We start from the raw sequence: 17414 nt of genomic DNA on the forward strand, positions 1-17414 counted from the left end.
CTACATCCCGATGGACGCGAAGAAGACCGCAAACAGGCCATCGAGCACGATCACCAAGAAGATCGACTTTACGACCGAGGTCGTAGTCTGCAGACCGAGCGATTCGGCACTGCCCTTGACGCGCAACCCCTCGCTGCATGCAACGATGCCGATGACAAGAGCCATGAACGGCGCCTTGTACATGCCGACCTCGAAATGCGTGAGAGAGATCGCATCATGAAGCCTGGCAATGTAGATAGCCGGCGCCATGCCACCATAGAACTGCGCCACAAGACCTCCACCGTAAAGCGCTGCCATAGATCCGATGAAGGTCAGTATCGGAAGGGTCAGGATCAAAGCGACCACACGAGGCAGGATCAGCACCTCGATAGGGTCAAGGCCCATCGTCAGCAATGCATCGATCTCCTCACGCATCTTCATCGAGCCGAGCTCGGCCGTGTAAGCGCTGCCGGAGCGCCCTGCCACCATGATCGCCACGATTAGAACCCCGAGTTCTCGCAGAACCAGAATCCCCACCATGTCGACGACATAGGACTCGGCACCGAAGCGGCGAAAATGGAAGATTCCCTGCTGGGCGATGATCGCGCCGATCAGAAATGTGATCAGCATGATGATCGGGATCGCCTGCCAGCCGATCCGGTACATTTGATACACAAGCGACGTCAGTCGCAGCGAGCGCGGACGACGCAGCACGTTCGCCGTCGCCAGGAACAGCGATCCCAGCATCTCGAGAAACACAGCAAACTCGCTGACCGCCCCGATGCTGGATCGCCCCAGATCATCAAGCTTGGCCGCTATAGGAGATGCCTTGGGCGGGCTCACAACGGGCTCCCGGTTGACCCGCCGGACCTCCTCGATCAAGCCAACGTAATTGTCGGCAATCCCTACCATCTCGACGCCGCGTCCAACTGAACCGAGCCGCCGCGACAGCTTCTCTAAGAGCCAAGCGCCGAGCGTATCGAGTTCGCTTACGCCTTTCAGGTCCATCTTGACCGCCACAGGACGATCGGTGTCGGCCGCGACCGAATTCGTCAGGCGTTCAAGCACGGAGACATTTGCGGCGGTCCATGCGCCGCTCGGACGAAGCTCGAGCAAGCTTCCTGCGGCCTCAGCCGTCAATACTGGTTGGGTACCCAAAACGATGTCCTTCCCTCGCCTGAGGCCCGCGAGACCTCTTCCTTCCTAAGGTGCCTTCGAACACCAAAATTGACCTAGCTCAAACCGCCTTGCCAGTGACGCTGATTGAGCCAGATCAATCCCTGCACCGCAACACCTCCTAGCATTAGCAGGTGCAATGGGATCGGCGACCAATGTTCGATGCGAGCGCAATCAAAGATGAGCTGCAAGCCCTCAAGAAAGACCTCGCTGACGCCTTGTCAAAAAGGGGAGCATCCCTTCGCGAAAAGTCAGACGAAGAGGTGAGATCGGTGGCCGCCCAGATGAAGTCTACATTCCAAGAGCTGAGCGACGCACTGGAGCAGGAGGAAGCTCAGCTCGAAAAGCTCGTCAGTCAACATCCGATCGCATCACTTGGCTCCGCTCTCGCACTCGGCGTGGTCATTGGCCTGCTATTCAGGAGAAGTTAGGTGAACACGGACAACGTCGTCAATCATTTGCGCGTCCTCTGGCGGACGGACAGGATCATCGCCGATATCCGCCTTCGTCACCTGCTCTGGGGCTTCGGCTTGCGAGCACTTGCCGCTCTCCTTGCGGTATTCGGGCTTCTGATGTTCGAGCTAGCAGCGTATTTCTGGCTGATCCAGATCTGGTCTGCCATCACAGCGGCTGCCGTCTTAGGTGCCATCGACGTCGCTATTGCGGTAATCCTACTTGCGTTCGCCGCCCGCTCGCCTTCGGGACGCGAGCTTGAGCTTGCCAACGAAATTCACGGAGCTTCGATCGAAGCGTTACAATTCGAGGCACGAGCGTTTCAGTCCAACGTCGCTGGCGCCTTGAACAATCCTTTGGACGTCCTTGTACCGCATCTGCTCGTGCCGCTGATCGGCATCATCATAAGAACTTTGAGAGGCCACTCTTCCAGCGGCGCTAGCCACCCCTGATTGCCCGTCCCGTCCAAACGACATGCGAAGATCACGTCACAACCTTAGTCGTACGTTACAGAGATCGTGCTCCATGGGATCCGGCTTCACCTCGAACCCGAGCTGACGGCACATATCGAGCATGATGATGTTTTCCTGCAGCACGTCGCCCGAAATCATCTTGAGCCCTTCCGATTTTGCATACTCGATGATCAGCTGCATCAGGGCCCAGCCGAGCCCTTTCCCCTTCAAATCCGAGCGAAGCAAGATCGCATACTCACCGCTCTCATAGATCGAGTCGGAGTGAATGCGCACAACCCCAACCAATTCGTGGGTGGCTTCGTCGAAGGCAACGAACGCCATCGCTCGGGCATAGTCCAGCTGCGTCAATCTCGCGATGAATTCGTGGGTGAACTCCTTCATCGGGGCGAAGAAACGCAACCGCAGATCTTCACCGGTCACGTGTTTCAGAAATTCGTGGATCAGCGGCTCATCTTCCGGACGAATGGGACGAGCAAAAATCCGCCAGCCGTCCTTGATCTGAAGGTGACGCTCCCACTGGGTCGGATAGGCCCGAACAGCGAAATTCGATGGACCAGATCCCTTGAACTTCGGCTGCACCTTGCCGATCACTACGCGTGCATCGACCGCCAACACACCACTCTCGTCGGCCAACAACGGATTGATGTCGAGTTCGCGGACGTCCGGGAGATCGGCCGCCAGCTGAGCCAGCTTGACCAAGAGCAATGCGACCGCGTCCGGCTTGACCGCGGGAACATCCCGATAGCTGCGCAGCAACCGAGAGACCCGGGTACGCTCGATCAGATCGCGCGCCAAGTGCAGGTCCAGCGGCGGCAAAGCCAACGCCTTGTCGTTGATGATCTCGACCGCGGTTCCACCACGGCCAAACACAACGACCGTGCCGAAGGTGGGATCGTCGGCAAGCCCCATGATCAGCTCACGGGCCTTGGCGCGCACCACCATAGCCTGCACGATCACACCCGAAATCCGCGCATCCGGGCGAAGCTTCTTGGCTCGCTCCATGATGTCGAGCGCAGCCGTGCGGACCGCCTGCGGCGTCGTCAAATTGAGCACCACGCCGCCGACATCGGACTTGTGCACGATATCACGAGAGAGGACCTTCAATACCACTGTCGCGCCTTGACTAAATAACTCCGTCGCATAGTCGACCGCAGCATCAACATCGGCCGCGGCGAACGTTTGGACCATCGGAATGTCGTAGGCACCGAGCAGCCGCTTGATTTCGACCGGATCAAGCCAAGTCCTTCCGTCGGCCAATGCCGCGGAGATAATGCTGCGAGCGGTCTCGATATCCGGGACAAAGGAGTCCGGCATAGCCGGAGGCACCGCCGCGAGCGCCTCCACGACTTCCCGGTGACGAACCAGATGCATGAAGCCACGAACGGCATCGTCTTCCGTCGGGTAATTTGGGATCGACGCGCTGCTCAGGGTTTCCACGATGGCCTGGTCCGCGCCGATCCAGGCAGCGAGAACCGGCTTCGCCCAGCGTCGGTGCTGCTTACGGTATCCGCTCACCAATTCAGTGATCGTCACCGCGATCTGTTCGGCAGACGCGATCGCAGTCTGAACATTCATGACCAGTACAGCGTCATTGTTCTGATCGGCTAACAACACCTCGAGAGCGGCAGTGTAACGGGCAGCATCCGCGTCACCGACGATGTCGACCGGATTCGATCCAGACCAGGTCGGCGGCAGCACGGCATTGAGCTTCCCGAGGCTCTCAGACGAAACGACTGCGGCAATTCCTCCGAGTTCGACAAGGCGATCGACGGCAAGCACCCCGATTCCTCCTCCGTTGGTAAGGATGGCGAGACGCTTTCCCGTCGGCGATTCGACTCGTCCCAACGTCTCCGCGCAATCGAACAATTCGCGCAAGTCGGAAACGCGCAAAATGCCAGCCCGTCGGAAGGCCGCATCATAAACGGCATCCGTCCCCGCAAGCGCACCGGTATGGGTCGCGGCAGCCATCGCCCCCGGCACGCCCCGGCCCGATTTGACGACCACGACCGGCTTGATCCTCGCGGCGGCCCGCGCCGCGGACATGAACTTCCGAGCGTCGTTGATGGATTCGATGTAGAGCAGGATCGCGCGGGTCTTGCCGTCCAATGCGAAATAATCCAGCAAGTCGGCGACATCGACATCGAGTTGATCACCGATCGAGACGATGCCAGAAAAGCCGACATCGCGCTGGGCCGCCCAATCCACCATCCCCGCGGCAATCGCCCCCGATTGTGATATCAGGGCGAGGCTGCCGGCGCAGGGCATGTGCGCCGCGAAACTTGCATTCAGGCCGACGTCCGGCATCATGATGCCCATGCAATTGGGCCCAACAAGACGCATGCCGTGCTTTTGAGCGGCTCGTTCCGCCTGCTCGGCCAAAGAACCCGGACCATGCCCGAGTCCGGAAGTGATGATCAGCGCTCCGGCAGTTCCCAGCCCCCCTGCCTGGTCGATCAACTCTGAAACAAATGCGCGAGGTGCGGTAATGACGATCAATTCCGGAACGAACGCCAATTGATCGAGACTCCGCGCCGCGGTAACGCCCGCGATTTCGCCATAACGCGGATTGACCAGCCCGAGGTTGCCTTTGAACCCGGACTTCCTGATGTTTTCGAGGATAGCTCGCCCGACGGAATTTCGGCGCGGACTTGCACCAATCAACGCGATCGAACGCGGCGACAGCACATTTTTGAGGCGATAGGTCGACATGAGCGAAGCATCCGACAATTAACCAAGCGGGTTTGGTGTTGGCTCTTGAAACGACTCACAACCCGAACCGTTCACCTCCCGGCTCGACATCATAATCCAGCATGGTGTTCGGGCTTGTGAACGATGCATAATGCCGCGAGCCGTTTGGCGGCGCCTTGAGCCATCATGTCATCATCGACATGGTTCCGCCTAGTACCTTGACAGATGTCAAAGGCAGATTGCGGCCGTCATTCTACTGGAGGATCCCAGTCACCTGGAGGTCGATCCATGCGTGCCATGGTGCTACGAAGAGAGGGCGGCCCTCTTCAACTCGAGGATCGAGCAGATCCCACCCCCGCCCCAGGTGAGATCCGCGTGAGGGTCAACGCCTGTGGGGTATGTCGGACCGACTTGCATGTGTTGGATAACGAACTGCCCAACATTAGATATCCGATCGTGCTGGGGCATGAAATCGTCGGACGCGTCGATCTGATCGGGCCAGGCGTGACGACGCATCGGCTCGGCGAGCGAGTTGGCGTCCCCTGGCTGGGACATACGTGCGGGGTTTGCCGTTTCTGCAGGGACGGCATGGAAAACCTCTGTGATCGTCCGTTGTTCACCGGCTATACGCGCGACGGCGGCTTTGCCACTCATACGATTGCAGATGCGCGCTACGCGTTCCCGCTTGGCGAAGGCGACAACGATGTCGCAATCGCTCCGCTTTTATGCGCCGGGCTGATCGGGTGGCGCTCACTCGTGATGGCGGGCAAGGCGGATCGCCTTGGCATCTATGGCTTTGGTGCGGCTGGCCACATCGTCACTCAGGTGGCGCGCTGGCAAGGCCGCCAAATCTACGCCTTCACCCGCAAGGGCGACGAAGCCGCCCAGAATCTCGCCCTTGAGCTTGGCGCCACATGGGCGGGCGCATCGGGTGAACTTCCGGATGAGCCACTGGACGCCGCCATTATCTATGCGCCTGCCGGAGAGCTGGTTCCCCTCGCGCTGCGCGCGGTCCGGAAGGGAGGTCGCGTGGTTTGTGCAGGCATCCACATGAGTGACCTGCCCAGCTTCCCCTATCGGCTGTTGTGGGGAGAACGACAGCTCGTCTCTGTGGCCAACCTGACTCGCCACGACGGTTTGGATTTCCTGAAAGTAGCCTTCCAAGCTCGCGTCCGTACCCACACCACGCCCTATCCGCTCGTGGAAGCAAATGAGGTGCTAGCCAAGTTGAAGCGCGGTGAAATCCTGGGTGCCGCCGTTCTTGTACCGGACGAATAGCATGATGCCGTCGTCATCTCCGAATGCGTTGCAAGAGGCCGTGCTAGCCTTTCTTGGCGATCCAGCACGGCATCCCCATGTCCATCGTATCGACACACATGCGGCTTCGGTGTTCCTGGAAGGTGATCGCGCCCTCAAAATCAAACGCGCCGTTTGGTTTCCATTTCTTGATTATTCCACTTTGGAAAAACGTAAGGCCGCGTGTGAGGACGAACTTCGCATCAACAAGCCCTTTGCTCCGGAGATTTATCGCCGCGTGGTCGGCATCATGCGGGCGGAGAACGGTTCGCTTTCGATCGGTGGGCCCGGAACGCCCGTCGAATATGCCGTGGAAATGACTCGCTTCGACGAAAACTGTACTTTTGACCACCTCGCCGCGCAGGGAGAGGTGAGTTCTGTGCTCGCCGAGCGCACGGCCGAGGCGATCGCGGCGTCGCACGACGTAGCCGTCCCGCGACCCGCCGAACCGTGGATCGCTTCGATTCCAACGATCATCCAAGCGTATGTCGAAGCATTTAAGGCCGTTCCTTGGTTCGCATCGAGCGAGATCGACGAACTGACCGAGATGTCACAGTCGACATTCACTCATCTGAAGCCCATGCTGGAAGATCGCGGCCGGCGGGGCTACGTCCGGCGCTGCCATGGCGACCTTCACTTGGCCAACATCGTCCTGGTCGGAGATAAACCTGTCCTGTTCGACGCAATCGAATTTGACGAGCGGATCGCCTCCATCGATGTTCTCTACGATCTTGCTTTTCCGTTGATGGACCTGGTCCAGTACGATCAGCGGGCCGCCGCCAATCACCTGCTCAATCGTTATCTCGCGGTCACGCCAATCGATCATCTCGACGGCCTCGCCGCGCTCCCGCTGTTCATGTCGATGCGGTCGGCCATCCGAGCTGAGGTTCTGCTCGCGCGGCTCGATCGAGCCGGCTCCGACCACGCCGGCATTCTCGAGGCAGCAACGCGCTATTTCCAACTCGCGCGGCGTCTGATCCATCCGGCCGCCCCGGCTCTCATCGCTGTTGGGGGGCTCTCAGGGACTGGCAAGTCCGTCTTGGCGCGCGCAATTGCTCCCTCCCTTACACCCCCACCAGGTGCTATCGTGTTACGTACTGACGTCCTTCGCAAGCAGCTATTCGGTGCACGCGAGACGGATCGTCTGCCGCCCGAGGCATACTCAGCAGACACGAGTCGGAGAGTCTATGATCTTCTCACAGAGCGCGCCGGCCGCGTCCTGGCACAGGGCTTTTCCGTTGTGGTCGATGCGGTCTTTGCTCGAGAGGACGAACGGACATCGGTGGCCGGTTTGGCCCGGCAAATGAAGATTGCATTTTCCGGATTTTTTCTGGTGGCGGATTTGGCGGTGCGCCAGGCACGCATCGGCGCGCGTCGGGCCGACGCCTCCGATGCGACGCCGAAGATCGCCGAACTGCAGGAACAATACGATGTCGGCCCCCTTGATTGGCCGATCATCGATGCGTCCGGAACAGCGGAGACGACACTTGCGCAGTGTCGAGCTCAGCTTCCACGATAGCAACGCCGCTCCGCTTGCGCGACTTCGTCACGTATGTACGTAATCTCCCGGTGCCTCGGGTAAATCGTCCGATACACCGGCGACGCCCATGGAGGGCGGATCGCAAGGCTGGCCCGATCGGGCATTAAGCCAGCCGATCCACTCGGGCCACCAAGCTCCCTCGACACGAGGCGTCGTCCGCTGCCATTCATCCGGACCGAGATAAGGTGCGTCCGCCAGCTTGGTCCTTACTTGATAGAAGTGGCCGGATTCGCTCGGCGGCGCGACAATACCGGCGTTGTGCCCACCGCTTGTCAATATGAATGTCACGTCCGCATCCACCTCATAGTGGATCTTGTAGGCGGACCTCCACGGCGCCACGTGATCACGGATGGTCCCTACCACGAACATCGGCGTGTGAATGTCGGACAGCGCGATCGGCCGACCATCCACCGCATAACGACCTTCGGCGAGATCGTTGTGCAGGAACAAATTCCGCAGATACTCCGAGTGCATCCGGTATGGCAGCCGGGTCGCGTCTGCATTCCAGGCCATGAGATCGCTCGGATGCACCCGCTCGCCCATCAGATAATCTCGCGACACCCGCGACCAGACCAGATCGTTGGAGCGAAGCAGTTGGAACGCGCCCGCCATTTGTGTAGTGTCCAGATAGCCGCGCTCCCACATCATGTCTTCCAAGAAGGCAACCTGACTTTCATTGATGAACAGCGTGAGCTCGCCGGCTTCGGTAAAGTCCGTTTGTGCAGCCAAGAGCGTGATCGATCTGAGCCGATTGTCACCGTCACGCGCCATCGCGGCACTCGTGATCGCCAGCAAAGTGCCGCCCAAGCAGTAGCCTAGCGCGTGGACGCGTCGTCTGGGCAGGATAAGCCCGATCATGTCAAGCGCCGCCTTGACGCCAAGTGTCCTATAATCATCGAAAGCGATATCACGATCCCCGGCACCGGGATTACGCCAGGAGATCATGAACACCGTGAAACCTTGCCCAGTGAGATATTTCACAAGCGAGTTATGAGGCGACAGGTCGAGGATGTAATATTTCATGATCCACGCCGGCACGATCAGGATCGGCTCTGGCCGCACCTGTTCGGTCGTCGGACTGTATTGAATGAGCTCGATCAGTTCGTTCCGATAGATTACCTTGCCCGGCGAGACTGCGACGGTCTTGCCGACGACGAACTCCGGCTCTCCCGTCCCCGGCGCACTTGAGGCCAACAGCTGCAGCAGGTCACTGCACCAGTTCTGCCAGCCAAAAACGAAATTCTCACCGCCGGTCTGAAACGCTTTCTGCAGGACTTCGGGATTGCTCCATGGGAAGTTAGACGGGGCGAACATGTCAAGGACCTGCCGCACCGAAAACTCGACAACCGCTTCGTTCGCGGCCGCGACACCCCGAACGCCCGTTGTCGCGTTATGCCACCACTGCTCGCCCAGCAAGAAGGCTTGGGCGAGCAAATTGAATGGTTCCGTTTCCCATTCAGGCTTCATGAACCTGTGGTCGGTCGGCTTGGGCCTAACCAAATCCCAGGGTCTCCGCTCGGGAGCGGCATAATGGAGTGCTCGCTGAAGCAGCTTGTTGCTGGAACGCATGGCATCACGAACGTTTTCGATTTGACGCTGGGGCGCTGCGGCGAGATGGGAAGCCCAATCGAGATACGCCATCGATAGCGCGACCGGCGAAATACCGTTCGTCAGGCGCGCAAGTGTCGCACTGAACGCCTTGTCCAATTCGTGGTCTTCATGGCCGGACGCGTTTGAATCAAGATCGCGCGGCTGAGCTTCGGCCAACGCCGGCTCGTTTGGGCTGACGAACTCTGTGGGATGAGGTGAAGGTAAAGCGGCTGCACCGGCTTGGAGCGAGACGACTGGCGGCTGCACGAGCGTCTTTTCCTTCAATTCTGGTTGAATGGGCACACTAGCGGTTCAATTCTGTCCTGCCTGTCCCCGCACGGCCGCTAACTTGAGGCTTGCATCAATCATTCGCTGACCATGTCTGAAAAGTCGCTCGCAATCGCGCCGTAGGAATTCGATCTGATGCTGACCGCACTCTTGCAGCATCGTCTGAATGCCGTTCACGGAGTGTGCGCCGGCAGTCTTTGAAATGAACTCCATAAACAGGTGGGTTTCGGTGCGTGTCCGGTCCAATAGCTCGTTGCCGGCGAAAACAAGTTCTTCCAGCACAATGCGTTGGACGCCAAAGAACACGTCCAACATTTGTCTATTGGAGCTTGCAACGCGTTCTGAAATATCGACCGCCACCGGATCACTGCCGGCGGCACGAGTCTCGGAAAGCTCAGGCATTAGAAACCTCCACCTCCCCGGCTGGGGCCTAATGTCTATCAGGACGCGGGGGAAGCCACATTGCGCTGCGTCAAGCGCGCTTCCGGCCGACGATTGACCTGCATCAAGCGGCATCAACGCGGGCGGGCTACCCTTCAAAAAAGGTTCGAACGTCGGAGCTTTCCATGCGCGCCCATCAGATTATGACCCGCCCCGTCATTACCGTTACACCCGAGACCTCAATCGTAGAAGCTGCAAATGTCATGTTGCAGCGGCACGTCAGCGGCCTGCCCGTGGTCGACGGCGGTGGCAAGCTCGTCGGCGTGGTCTCGGAAGGGGACTTCATCCGCCGCAGTGAAATTGGCACGGGACGCAAGCGCGGCCGGTGGCTTCGATTCATCCTCGGCCCGGGCAAGTCCGCCGCTGACTTTGTTCATGAGCACGGTCGAAAGGTATCGGAAGTCATGACCAAGACGCCTTTGACCATCACGGAGGATACGGCGCTGGCCGAGATCGTGGACATCATGGAAAAGAACCACGTCAAGCGCTTGCCCGTGACGCGGGGAGACTTGGTCGTCGGCATCGTTTCCCGCGCAAACCTGCTTCAGGCAGTTGCCTCATTAGCTCGCCAGGTGCCGGACCCGACCGCCGATGATGATCACATTCGCAACCGAGTAATCGACACTCTAGAGAAGAACGATTGGTGCCCGTTCGGCCTGAGCGTGATCGTCAAGGACGGCATCGTGCATCTCAGTGGTGTCATCACCGAGGAGCGCTCACGCCAAGCAGCGATGGTCGCGGCGGAAAACGTCGACGGCGTCAAGAAGGTTCACGACCACCTCTGCTGGGTCGATACCATGTCCGGCATGTACCTGAATTCACCGGAGGACGACGAGATGGCGAAGGCCAGCTAGCGACGTCAATGAGATCCGGCGTATTAAAATACCGGAGATTAGTCGATCAACTTGCCATCAGGCCCGAAGAATGGATGGGGTCCATCGAACTCCCCGATCGGAACATGATGGGTCACGGTGCCCCCAAAGCCCTCCCCGGGTTGCCAGATATGAAGATGGAAGGCCGGCGGCTCGATCTTGAATGACGGGGCACGAAGCTCTGCCACGTCGAGATCGACTGCATGGTTTGGCGCTGGGCAGATCGTACAGGCAACGCCGGCAAACGTCGTCAGTGTTGACCGATGAACGTGACCGCATCCAATTCGCTGCAGACGTTGTTGACGTCTTACGATGGATGCAAGATCCGCCGGATTGCGCAGATTCTGCCGATCCATATGCCAGATCCCGGTCGCGAACGGAGGATGGTGCAGAAATGCGAGAGCGGGACGCTCCGTCGAAGTCAATAGCATCGCCTCGAGCCAGTCGCAGGTCTGGCTATCGAGTTCGCCGTGTGGATGGCCTGGCACGCTCGAATCCAGCAAAATGATGTCCAAGCCCTCTACGTCATAGCGCTGATTGAGCGGCCCGGAGGGGAATGCATATGAACGATCCGGGAATACGGATCGCATGAGTTCCCGAGAATCGTGGTTACCCGGAACGGCTACGAACGGAATCTCCAGTTTCGCGAGCAAGAGGGCGAGATGCTGATACTCCTGCTCTGTCGGAGTGTCGGCGAGATCGCCAGAAATGACCACGAGATCAATCCTGGGCTCGAAGCGATTAAGCGCCGCGATGCAGCGCACGAGCGCTGCGGACGTATCAACGCGCCGGTAGGCGAGCCGCCCAGGCGACTTGATATGCAGGTCGGAGATCTGGGCAATCAAGACCGGTCGATCTGACATCTGGTCACCGCTGGTCTAAAGGCAGCAAACGTATGGCGTCGGGCGCAACTGCAATCCCGATCCGTTCTCCAACGCTAACCTGGACTGTATTAGGGGCATCGACCACGAGAGGCTTGTCCGTGACATCGCAAACGACGATCCGCTGCCGGTCTCCCGTAAAACGAACGCTCTCGATCATTCCATTCAGGGCCGCAGCTCCCGGCGCCACGATGCCGATGGCTTCCGGACGTACCATCGCAATGGCTACAGCCATATCATCTGCTCCCTTGACCGGCTGCCGACCGCCACGGAGAATCAGTTTTCCACCTTCAATGGGAGCTTCGACAATGTTCGCCGCTCCGACGAATTCGGCAACGAAGCGATCCGCCGGGGTAAAATAGATCTCGCGCGGCGATCCGACCTGGGCAATGGCGCCCTTGCGCATCACCACCACGCGATCGCCGAGCTCCATGGCTTCGGCTTGATCATGTGTGACGTAGATCGCGGTGATGCCAAGGGTCCGGAGCAATCGATTGAGCTCGCTTCGCAGACGCTCGCGCAGCGCCGCATCCAGAGCCGTCAAGGGCTCGTCGAGCAGCAGGACGCTTGGCCGAATCGCGACCGCACGTGCCAATGCGACGCGCTGACGTTGACCGCCGGACAACTGCTCGATCCGGCGATCTTCGAGGCCCGAGATGTTGGTCAATTCCATCAATTCGGCCACACGCGCAGTCCGTTCGGATTTCGCGACACCGCGAATCTTCAAACCGTACCCGATATTTTCGGCGACCGTCATATTCGGGAACAGCGCATAGGATTGAAACACCATGCCGACGTTGCGCCGCTCGATCGGCAGACCTGTCAGGTCCTTGCCGTCGAACAGCACGCGTCCACCGAGGTCCGGAGTTTCCAACCCCGCGATGATGCGCAACAACGTCGTTTTGCCACATCCCGAAGGCCCGAGCAGCACGAGCGTTTCACCACTTGCAATGTCGAGCGACGTCGGCTCGAGCGCGCGAGTTCCGTCCGCGTAGGTCTTCGCGCAGCTCTCGACCCGAAGCGACACGCCATGTCCAACGACGGGATTCACCGCGCCCCTCCTCTTTCAGCGAGCCATTGCATAGCAACCAAGAGGGGTATGATCATGATGAAGAAAACCAATGTATAGGCCGAAGCCACTTCCAGCCGCATGGAGGCGTAACTGTCCGCAAGCCCGATCGGCAGCGTCTTGGTCAAGGGCGTGTGCAGCATCCATGTCAGATTGAACTCGCCGAGGGACAGCGTCACCACCATCAAACTACCGGCCAGAATTCCAGGGGACGCATTTGGGACGATGACATCGCAGAAACGTCGCCACGGCGACGCGCCGAGCGACGCCGCACCTTCGTCGAGCGTCTTGATATCGACGGTTGCGAAGATCGCCATCACCGATCGAACCATGAACGGCATCGTGAAGATGACGTGCCCCACCAGAATGAACAGCCAGGATCGACGAAAGTCGCCGAAGCCGCCATAGGTCAGCAGAAGCGCCAGGGCGAGCGCAAGCCCTGGAATCGCCACGGGAAGCGTAATGACCTCCTCGATCGCTCGCGACAGCCGGCCGCCGCGAACATAGAGCGCATAGGCGGCGGGAACGCCAGCGAGCAGCGTAGCGGCCAATGTTCCGAAGGCGATGACAAACGACAACAGGATGGTGCCCGCATAGAGCTCCCACACTTGGGTAACCCATTGCAGCGTGACGCCGGATCGAATGCCGCGGAAATAATTGTTAGTGACGCCTGCAGTAATCGAGAGACACGCTGGCACAACGAGAAACGCCGCGACGAGCAGTGTAAAGAGAAGCTGAGCAGCAAAGATGGCGCGATTCCGCACGGCATCAACCCGCGGCAGCAACGGCATTGCCGCTGAACGATCGGGCCAGCGCCAGGATCAGCCAAGTAATCACGCCCAATCCGACTGACAGCGCGGCTGAGGTGGCCAGATTTCCGGCCAGTGTGAACTCTGTATAGATCAGCATCGGCAGCACATCGATATTGGTCGCAAGCGTGAAGGCGGTGCCGAATGCACCCATGGCAGTTGCAAACGCGATAGCACCCGAGGCGATCAGCGCCGGCATCAAAGCCGGCAGCACGACGTCACGTTGTACGGCCCACGGCCCTGCCCCGAGCGACCGCGCCGCCTCTTCCAGAGCGGGATCGAGCTTTTGCACGGCCGCCATGATCGTTAGAATCACCCGCGGAATCGAAAAATAGAGATAGCCTAAAAACAGGCCGTAGATCGAATAGGCGAAAACGAGCTTGTCTCCGATCAGGCGGCTCGACAAATCGCCGACTACACCTTGGCGGCCGGCAAGCAGGATGATCATAAAGCCGACGACAACGCCAGGAAACGCCAACGGAAAGGTCAAGAAGGCGACCAACAAGGACCGGCCAGGAAAGCGATGCCGCTGCAGAAATATTCCGGCGATCGTTGCCACCGCCAAGGTTACCATCGTGGTGATCGCAGCAAGTATCAGAGTGTTCACGAGAGTACTGCGATAGCGCGGTTCGGCCAAAATGGAGAAGTATTCTGCCAGCCCGTTTGGACCTTCGGCCCCGGTGACGAGAAGTTGCGCCATCGGCAACAGAAAGAAAGCTGCCGTCAAGACACTCAACGGCAGCAAGCAAAGCCAAACAAAGGATCGATGCGACATGCGACAACGGTGCCCTGATTGAGCTCAAACTAGGGCAGCTGATTCTGCCACCTTACCTGACCTCGTCGAGATATCGCTCAACGAAGCCCTTTTGTGCATTTTCCATTTCGCCCCAATCGACGCTCTTGGCCCGCGCATAATCGGCGTCCGGCAGGAATTTGCTCTTTACCGACTCGGGGAGATCAATCGGGCGCGCCGGGCGCAGATAGGCATTGGTCCAGATCGCCTGCCCCTTATCGGACAAGAGATAGTCCAGAACCTTCTTCGCCTTTTCCTTGTCCGGAGCGTTCTTCACCAGGCCGACAACATAAGGGAACATGACTGATCCCTCACAGGGAATCACAAACTCAAAGTTCCCCTTCTCGGAATATTTGGCGCGATAGGCGTTGAAATCATAATCGAGCAGGATCGGCATTTCGCCCGAGACAACGCGGGCATAGGAAGTCTGCTTGGGCACGATCGGATCGTTCTTACGCAGTTCCTTGAAATAGCTGATTGCCGGGTCGAAATTGGTGGCAGATCCGCCAAGCGCAAGATTGACTGCGACAGCGCCGACATAACCCACAGCTGCGGAGCTCGGATCCAGGTACCCGACCATTCCCTTGTAGTCGGGCTTGAGCAGGTCCTTCCAGCACGCCGGCACCGGCTTCCCGCCAAGCGCATCCTTGTTCACGAACAGGCCCAGCGTGCCGGAGTGGATCGTTGTCCAATATCCGTCCCGATCTTTGAGGCCGGCAGGAACCTGGTCCCAATGCGCCGGCTTATATGGCTCCAACGCATCCTGCGCTTTGGCTTTCATACCGAACGTGACACCGAAATAGCCGATATCTCCGACCGGATTGCTCTTCTCCGCAAGAATCTGAGCCAATGCCTGCCCCGAGTTCTTGTTGTCGTGCGGAATGTCATAGCCGAGGTCGGCCTTGATGGATTTGAGCATGGAAGCCCAATCGGCCCATTCCGGCGGACAATTGTAGCAAATGACGTCTGCCGCCTTGGCCGATTGCCAGGGCGCCAGGACGGCCAGGGCGAACAGAACGACGATGAAGCGGATGACATTCATGAACTAAGGACTCCGTGGCTCCGGCATCTCAGCCAGTGACGGTTTCCCCTAAAGGGCGCACATGAAGGATTTGCGACACAATCCTTTGATGTCTTGGATAAAACAACTATCTGAACGTGCTACACTCCCAAGTCATGCAAAGCGCAGGCGGAGCTCTCCGAGGCAGCGGGCGATCAAGCTTCATCCATGTTGCGTTCGTCGGTAGCCTCGAAGCGGCCGAAGCGGCCGCGCACAAACAAAAGCGGCTCGGTCGGACTGTAGGAATATGCCTCCACCGCGCCGAGAAATATCACGTGGTCTCCACCATAATACCGGCTGACCGATCGACACTGGAAATTCGCGACGCTTTCCTTGAGTACGGGCGCTCTTCCAAGGCCGGGACTCCACTCGACCCCGATGAATTTATCTTCGGATGATTTGGCGAACTTGTTCGCCAGCGCCTGCTGCGATGTCCCCAAGACATTGACGGTAAAATGACTAGCGTTCTGAAACACGTTCAGGCTGGAGGAATAGAGCAGCAGGCTCCAGAGGACCAGGGGCGGATTGAGCGACACCGACGCAAACGAGTTGCAGGTCAATCCGTATGGTCGGCCGGCCGCGTCGGCCGCAGTGATGATCGTGACGCCTGTTCCATAAGCCCCAAGCGCGTTGCGAAAATCCCGTGCGTCGATTGGTGAACTATCGCTAGCGAGTTCTTTCGCTGGATCAGGCACAACTGGACACTTCGGCGTATCGTTCATCCTGCCGTCTCACAGCGTCAGGTTATCGGAGGGCAGACCGAGCACCACCCGACCATAGCTGGTCCCAGCTGCGTCGAAGTTAAATGCAATATGGGAATTGATCGCGTGTGCATCGCGAAACCGCCGCTGCAGCACTCCGCTCGTGAACAACCCTCGCGCGCCGCTCGCCGCAAACAGCAGGGAGACGGCCTCTGTGCATAGATTGACGGCATAAGCTCCGTCACGCCGATACCGCGTCTTGGTCATCATGTCCGGAATGATGCCTCGCCGCGCATCCTCCATGGCACGGGTGCAGCTCGCTCGCATAATCATGCGGGCTGTATCTATCTTAGCGGATGCTTCGGCAATTTTTAGTTGCGTGCTCTGGAGGTCACTGAGCTTTGCCCTATTGTAGGTCGACGCGCGATGCCGCGCACCGTCGATATAGTCCTCAAGACATGCCTGAGCGTTGCCGAGGGCAACGCCCGAAATGGCAAAGGGAAATAGCGAGAACACTGGCAACCGGTACAGCGGGCTGGGATTGAGGCCGCTACCTGGGGATATTCCGCCGGCGAGACTGTTCACCCCGATTGTCATCTCGTCGGCGACAAAGGCATCCCGCACTTCGACATCGTTGGAGCCAGTTCCCCTCAGCCCGGCTGCATTCCAGGTATCAAGGATGTTGTAGTCTGCCCGTGGCAAAAGAAAAATGCGATATTCCACGCCGTCTGCCTCGTCCTCGGAGGAGACTACACTTGCCAGCATATTCCACTGACACGAGGCAACGCCAGACGACAACGGCCAACTTCCGCGCAATTCGTAGCCGCCATTCACTTTCTTGGCCCGGCCCGCTGGGAAGATAAAAGAAGAGGCGATCAACGTATTGGCGTCATCGCCCCAAATCCGATCCTGTGCCCGCGGATCGAACATCGCCAACATCCAGTGGTGGCTCGCCAGGTTGGCGACATTCCAAGCCACCGATGCATCCGCGCGTGCAAGCAAATCCGCACAATCGACCAATGCGACGTAATCCAGCTCACGGCCACCGACCCGCTTTGGCTGCAGGATTCGGAACAACCCGGCTTCCAGGAGATCCTGTTCGGTCTCGGGGGGCACGCGACGCAGCTCTTCGGTTCGTTCGGCACGTTCACGAAGCAATGGCAAGAGTGCCATCGCCCGCGCTTCGACGGGCGCAAAGGCATCCGGTCGCTCATCGCCCTGATACGAGCTTGGCTGCTGCTTGGTCGTCATCCCGAACGTGCTCCGCGAACGGTCCATCATCTCGTTTCAGGCGATACCAATTGC

Annotated in this window: 16 protein-coding genes; 5 read left to right on the forward strand and 11 right to left on the reverse strand. The window is 58.9% G+C overall.

The annotated features are described in order from the left end of the window. Positions 1-1137 (reverse strand): ABC transporter permease, encoded by a 1137-nt coding sequence (locus QXZ85_RS13360; protein WP_315704510.1) that lies wholly within the window; start codon positions 1135-1137, stop codon positions 1-3. Positions 1138-1310: 173 nt separating this feature from the next. Between QXZ85_RS13360 and QXZ85_RS13365 the strand changes: the two genes are divergently transcribed. Both QXZ85_RS13365 and QXZ85_RS13370 read left to right on the forward strand, forming a co-directional pair. After that, positions 1311-1586: a hypothetical protein gene (locus QXZ85_RS13365; protein ID WP_315704511.1), complete on the forward strand. Its 276-nt coding sequence runs from the start codon at positions 1311-1313 to the stop codon at positions 1584-1586. Further along, on the forward strand, positions 1587-2060 hold the full coding sequence (locus QXZ85_RS13370; protein ID WP_315704512.1) for a phage holin family protein: 474 nt from the start codon (positions 1587-1589) through the stop codon (positions 2058-2060). It abuts the gene before it with no gap. Positions 2061-2096: 36 nt separating this feature from the next. On the opposite strand, the gene QXZ85_RS13375 is transcribed toward QXZ85_RS13370, so the two are convergent. Next, entirely contained in the window at positions 2097-4790 is a 2694-nt protein-coding gene (locus tag QXZ85_RS13375) for a bifunctional acetate--CoA ligase family protein/GNAT family N-acetyltransferase (RefSeq protein WP_316174296.1), read from the reverse strand. Positions 4791-5057: 267 nt separating this feature from the next. On the opposite strand from QXZ85_RS13375, the gene QXZ85_RS13380 reads away from it, so the two are divergent. Together QXZ85_RS13380 and QXZ85_RS13385 are read left to right on the forward strand one after the other, a co-directional pair. After that, a complete protein-coding gene (locus QXZ85_RS13380) occupies positions 5058-6047 on the forward strand; it encodes a zinc-dependent alcohol dehydrogenase family protein (RefSeq protein ID WP_315704514.1) in 990 nt (329 codons plus the stop codon). Positions 6048-6051: 4 nt separating this feature from the next. Then, positions 6052-7584 (forward strand): AAA family ATPase, encoded by a 1533-nt coding sequence (locus QXZ85_RS13385; RefSeq protein ID WP_316168578.1) that lies wholly within the window; start codon positions 6052-6054, stop codon positions 7582-7584. 27 nt (positions 7585-7611) lie between these two features. Here the strand turns inward: QXZ85_RS13385 and QXZ85_RS13390 are convergent, their stop codons facing one another. Continuing rightward, a complete protein-coding gene (locus QXZ85_RS13390; protein ID WP_315727974.1) occupies positions 7612-9372 on the reverse strand; it encodes a PHA/PHB synthase family protein in 1761 nt (586 codons plus the stop codon). Between the two features lie 135 nt (positions 9373-9507). Continuing rightward, entirely contained in the window at positions 9508-9885 is a 378-nt protein-coding gene (locus tag QXZ85_RS13395; protein WP_315704515.1) for a hypothetical protein, read from the reverse strand. 164 nt (positions 9886-10049) lie between these two features. Between QXZ85_RS13395 and QXZ85_RS13400 the strand changes: the two genes are divergently transcribed. Then, positions 10050-10778: a CBS domain-containing protein gene (locus tag QXZ85_RS13400; protein WP_315704516.1), complete on the forward strand. Its 729-nt coding sequence runs from the start codon at positions 10050-10052 to the stop codon at positions 10776-10778. A 38-nt stretch (positions 10779-10816) separates the two neighbouring features. On the opposite strand, the gene QXZ85_RS13405 is transcribed toward QXZ85_RS13400, so the two are convergent. The 7 genes from QXZ85_RS13405 to QXZ85_RS13435 all read right to left on the reverse strand — a co-directional run bounded on the left by QXZ85_RS13405 (position 10817) and on the right by QXZ85_RS13435 (position 17360). Continuing rightward, positions 10817-11659, reverse strand: a complete 843-nt coding sequence (locus QXZ85_RS13405) for a phosphodiesterase (protein ID WP_315704517.1) — start codon at positions 11657-11659, stop codon at positions 10817-10819. A 4-nt stretch (positions 11660-11663) separates the two neighbouring features. Further along, positions 11664-12728 carry an ABC transporter ATP-binding protein gene (locus QXZ85_RS13410; RefSeq protein ID WP_315704518.1) on the reverse strand — a complete coding sequence of 355 codons (1065 nt, stop codon included), beginning with the start codon at positions 12726-12728 and terminating at the stop codon, positions 11664-11666. Beyond that, the gene (locus QXZ85_RS13415) at positions 12725-13510 is read right to left on the reverse strand and encodes an ABC transporter permease (protein ID WP_315704954.1); all 786 of its coding nucleotides are present in this window, start codon (positions 13508-13510) and stop codon (positions 12725-12727) included. Before QXZ85_RS13415 ends, QXZ85_RS13410 begins: the two co-directional genes overlap by 4 nt. A 4-nt stretch (positions 13511-13514) precedes the next feature. After that, positions 13515-14330, reverse strand: a complete 816-nt coding sequence (locus tag QXZ85_RS13420) for an ABC transporter permease (protein ID WP_315704519.1) — start codon at positions 14328-14330, stop codon at positions 13515-13517. Between the two features lie 52 nt (positions 14331-14382). Next, positions 14383-15390: an ABC transporter substrate-binding protein gene (locus tag QXZ85_RS13425; protein ID WP_315704520.1), complete on the reverse strand. Its 1008-nt coding sequence runs from the start codon at positions 15388-15390 to the stop codon at positions 14383-14385. Between the two features lie 173 nt (positions 15391-15563). Beyond that, positions 15564-16130, reverse strand: a complete 567-nt coding sequence (locus tag QXZ85_RS13430) for a flavin reductase family protein (protein WP_315741919.1) — start codon at positions 16128-16130, stop codon at positions 15564-15566. Between the two features lie 9 nt (positions 16131-16139). Then, on the reverse strand, positions 16140-17360 hold the full coding sequence (locus tag QXZ85_RS13435; RefSeq protein ID WP_315704522.1) for an acyl-CoA dehydrogenase family protein: 1221 nt from the start codon (positions 17358-17360) through the stop codon (positions 16140-16142). Positions 17361-17414 lie beyond the last annotated feature (54 nt).

Source organism: Bradyrhizobium sp. SZCCHNGR1005 (genome assembly GCF_032489995.1).
Taxonomy (GTDB): domain Bacteria; phylum Pseudomonadota; class Alphaproteobacteria; order Rhizobiales; family Xanthobacteraceae; genus Bradyrhizobium.

What these genes read in the sequence shown, in the direction of transcription:
- QXZ85_RS13435 (WP_315704522.1), bottom strand. Translation starts at nt 17,360, where the DNA reads ATGACGACCAAGCAGCAGCCAAGCTCGTATCAGGGCGATGAGCGACCG.
- QXZ85_RS13430 (WP_315741919.1), bottom strand. Translation starts at nt 16,130, where the DNA reads ATGAACGATACGCCGAAGTGTCCAGTTGTGCCTGATCCAGCGAAAGAA.
- QXZ85_RS13365 (WP_315704511.1), top strand. Translation starts at nt 1,311, where the DNA reads ATGTTCGATGCGAGCGCAATCAAAGATGAGCTGCAAGCCCTCAAGAAA.
- QXZ85_RS13400 (WP_315704516.1), top strand. Translation starts at nt 10,050, where the DNA reads ATGCGCGCCCATCAGATTATGACCCGCCCCGTCATTACCGTTACACCC.
- QXZ85_RS13395 (WP_315704515.1), bottom strand. Translation starts at nt 9,885, where the DNA reads ATGCCTGAGCTTTCCGAGACTCGTGCCGCCGGCAGTGATCCGGTGGCG.
- QXZ85_RS13420 (WP_315704519.1), bottom strand. Translation starts at nt 14,330, where the DNA reads ATGTCGCATCGATCCTTTGTTTGGCTTTGCTTGCTGCCGTTGAGTGTC.
- QXZ85_RS13385 (WP_316168578.1), top strand. Translation starts at nt 6,052, where the DNA reads ATGCCGTCGTCATCTCCGAATGCGTTGCAAGAGGCCGTGCTAGCCTTT.
- QXZ85_RS13425 (WP_315704520.1), bottom strand. Translation starts at nt 15,390, where the DNA reads ATGAATGTCATCCGCTTCATCGTCGTTCTGTTCGCCCTGGCCGTCCTG.
- QXZ85_RS13405 (WP_315704517.1), bottom strand. Translation starts at nt 11,659, where the DNA reads ATGTCAGATCGACCGGTCTTGATTGCCCAGATCTCCGACCTGCATATC.
- QXZ85_RS13380 (WP_315704514.1), top strand. Translation starts at nt 5,058, where the DNA reads ATGCGTGCCATGGTGCTACGAAGAGAGGGCGGCCCTCTTCAACTCGAG.
- QXZ85_RS13375 (WP_316174296.1), bottom strand. Translation starts at nt 4,790, where the DNA reads ATGTCGACCTATCGCCTCAAAAATGTGCTGTCGCCGCGTTCGATCGCG.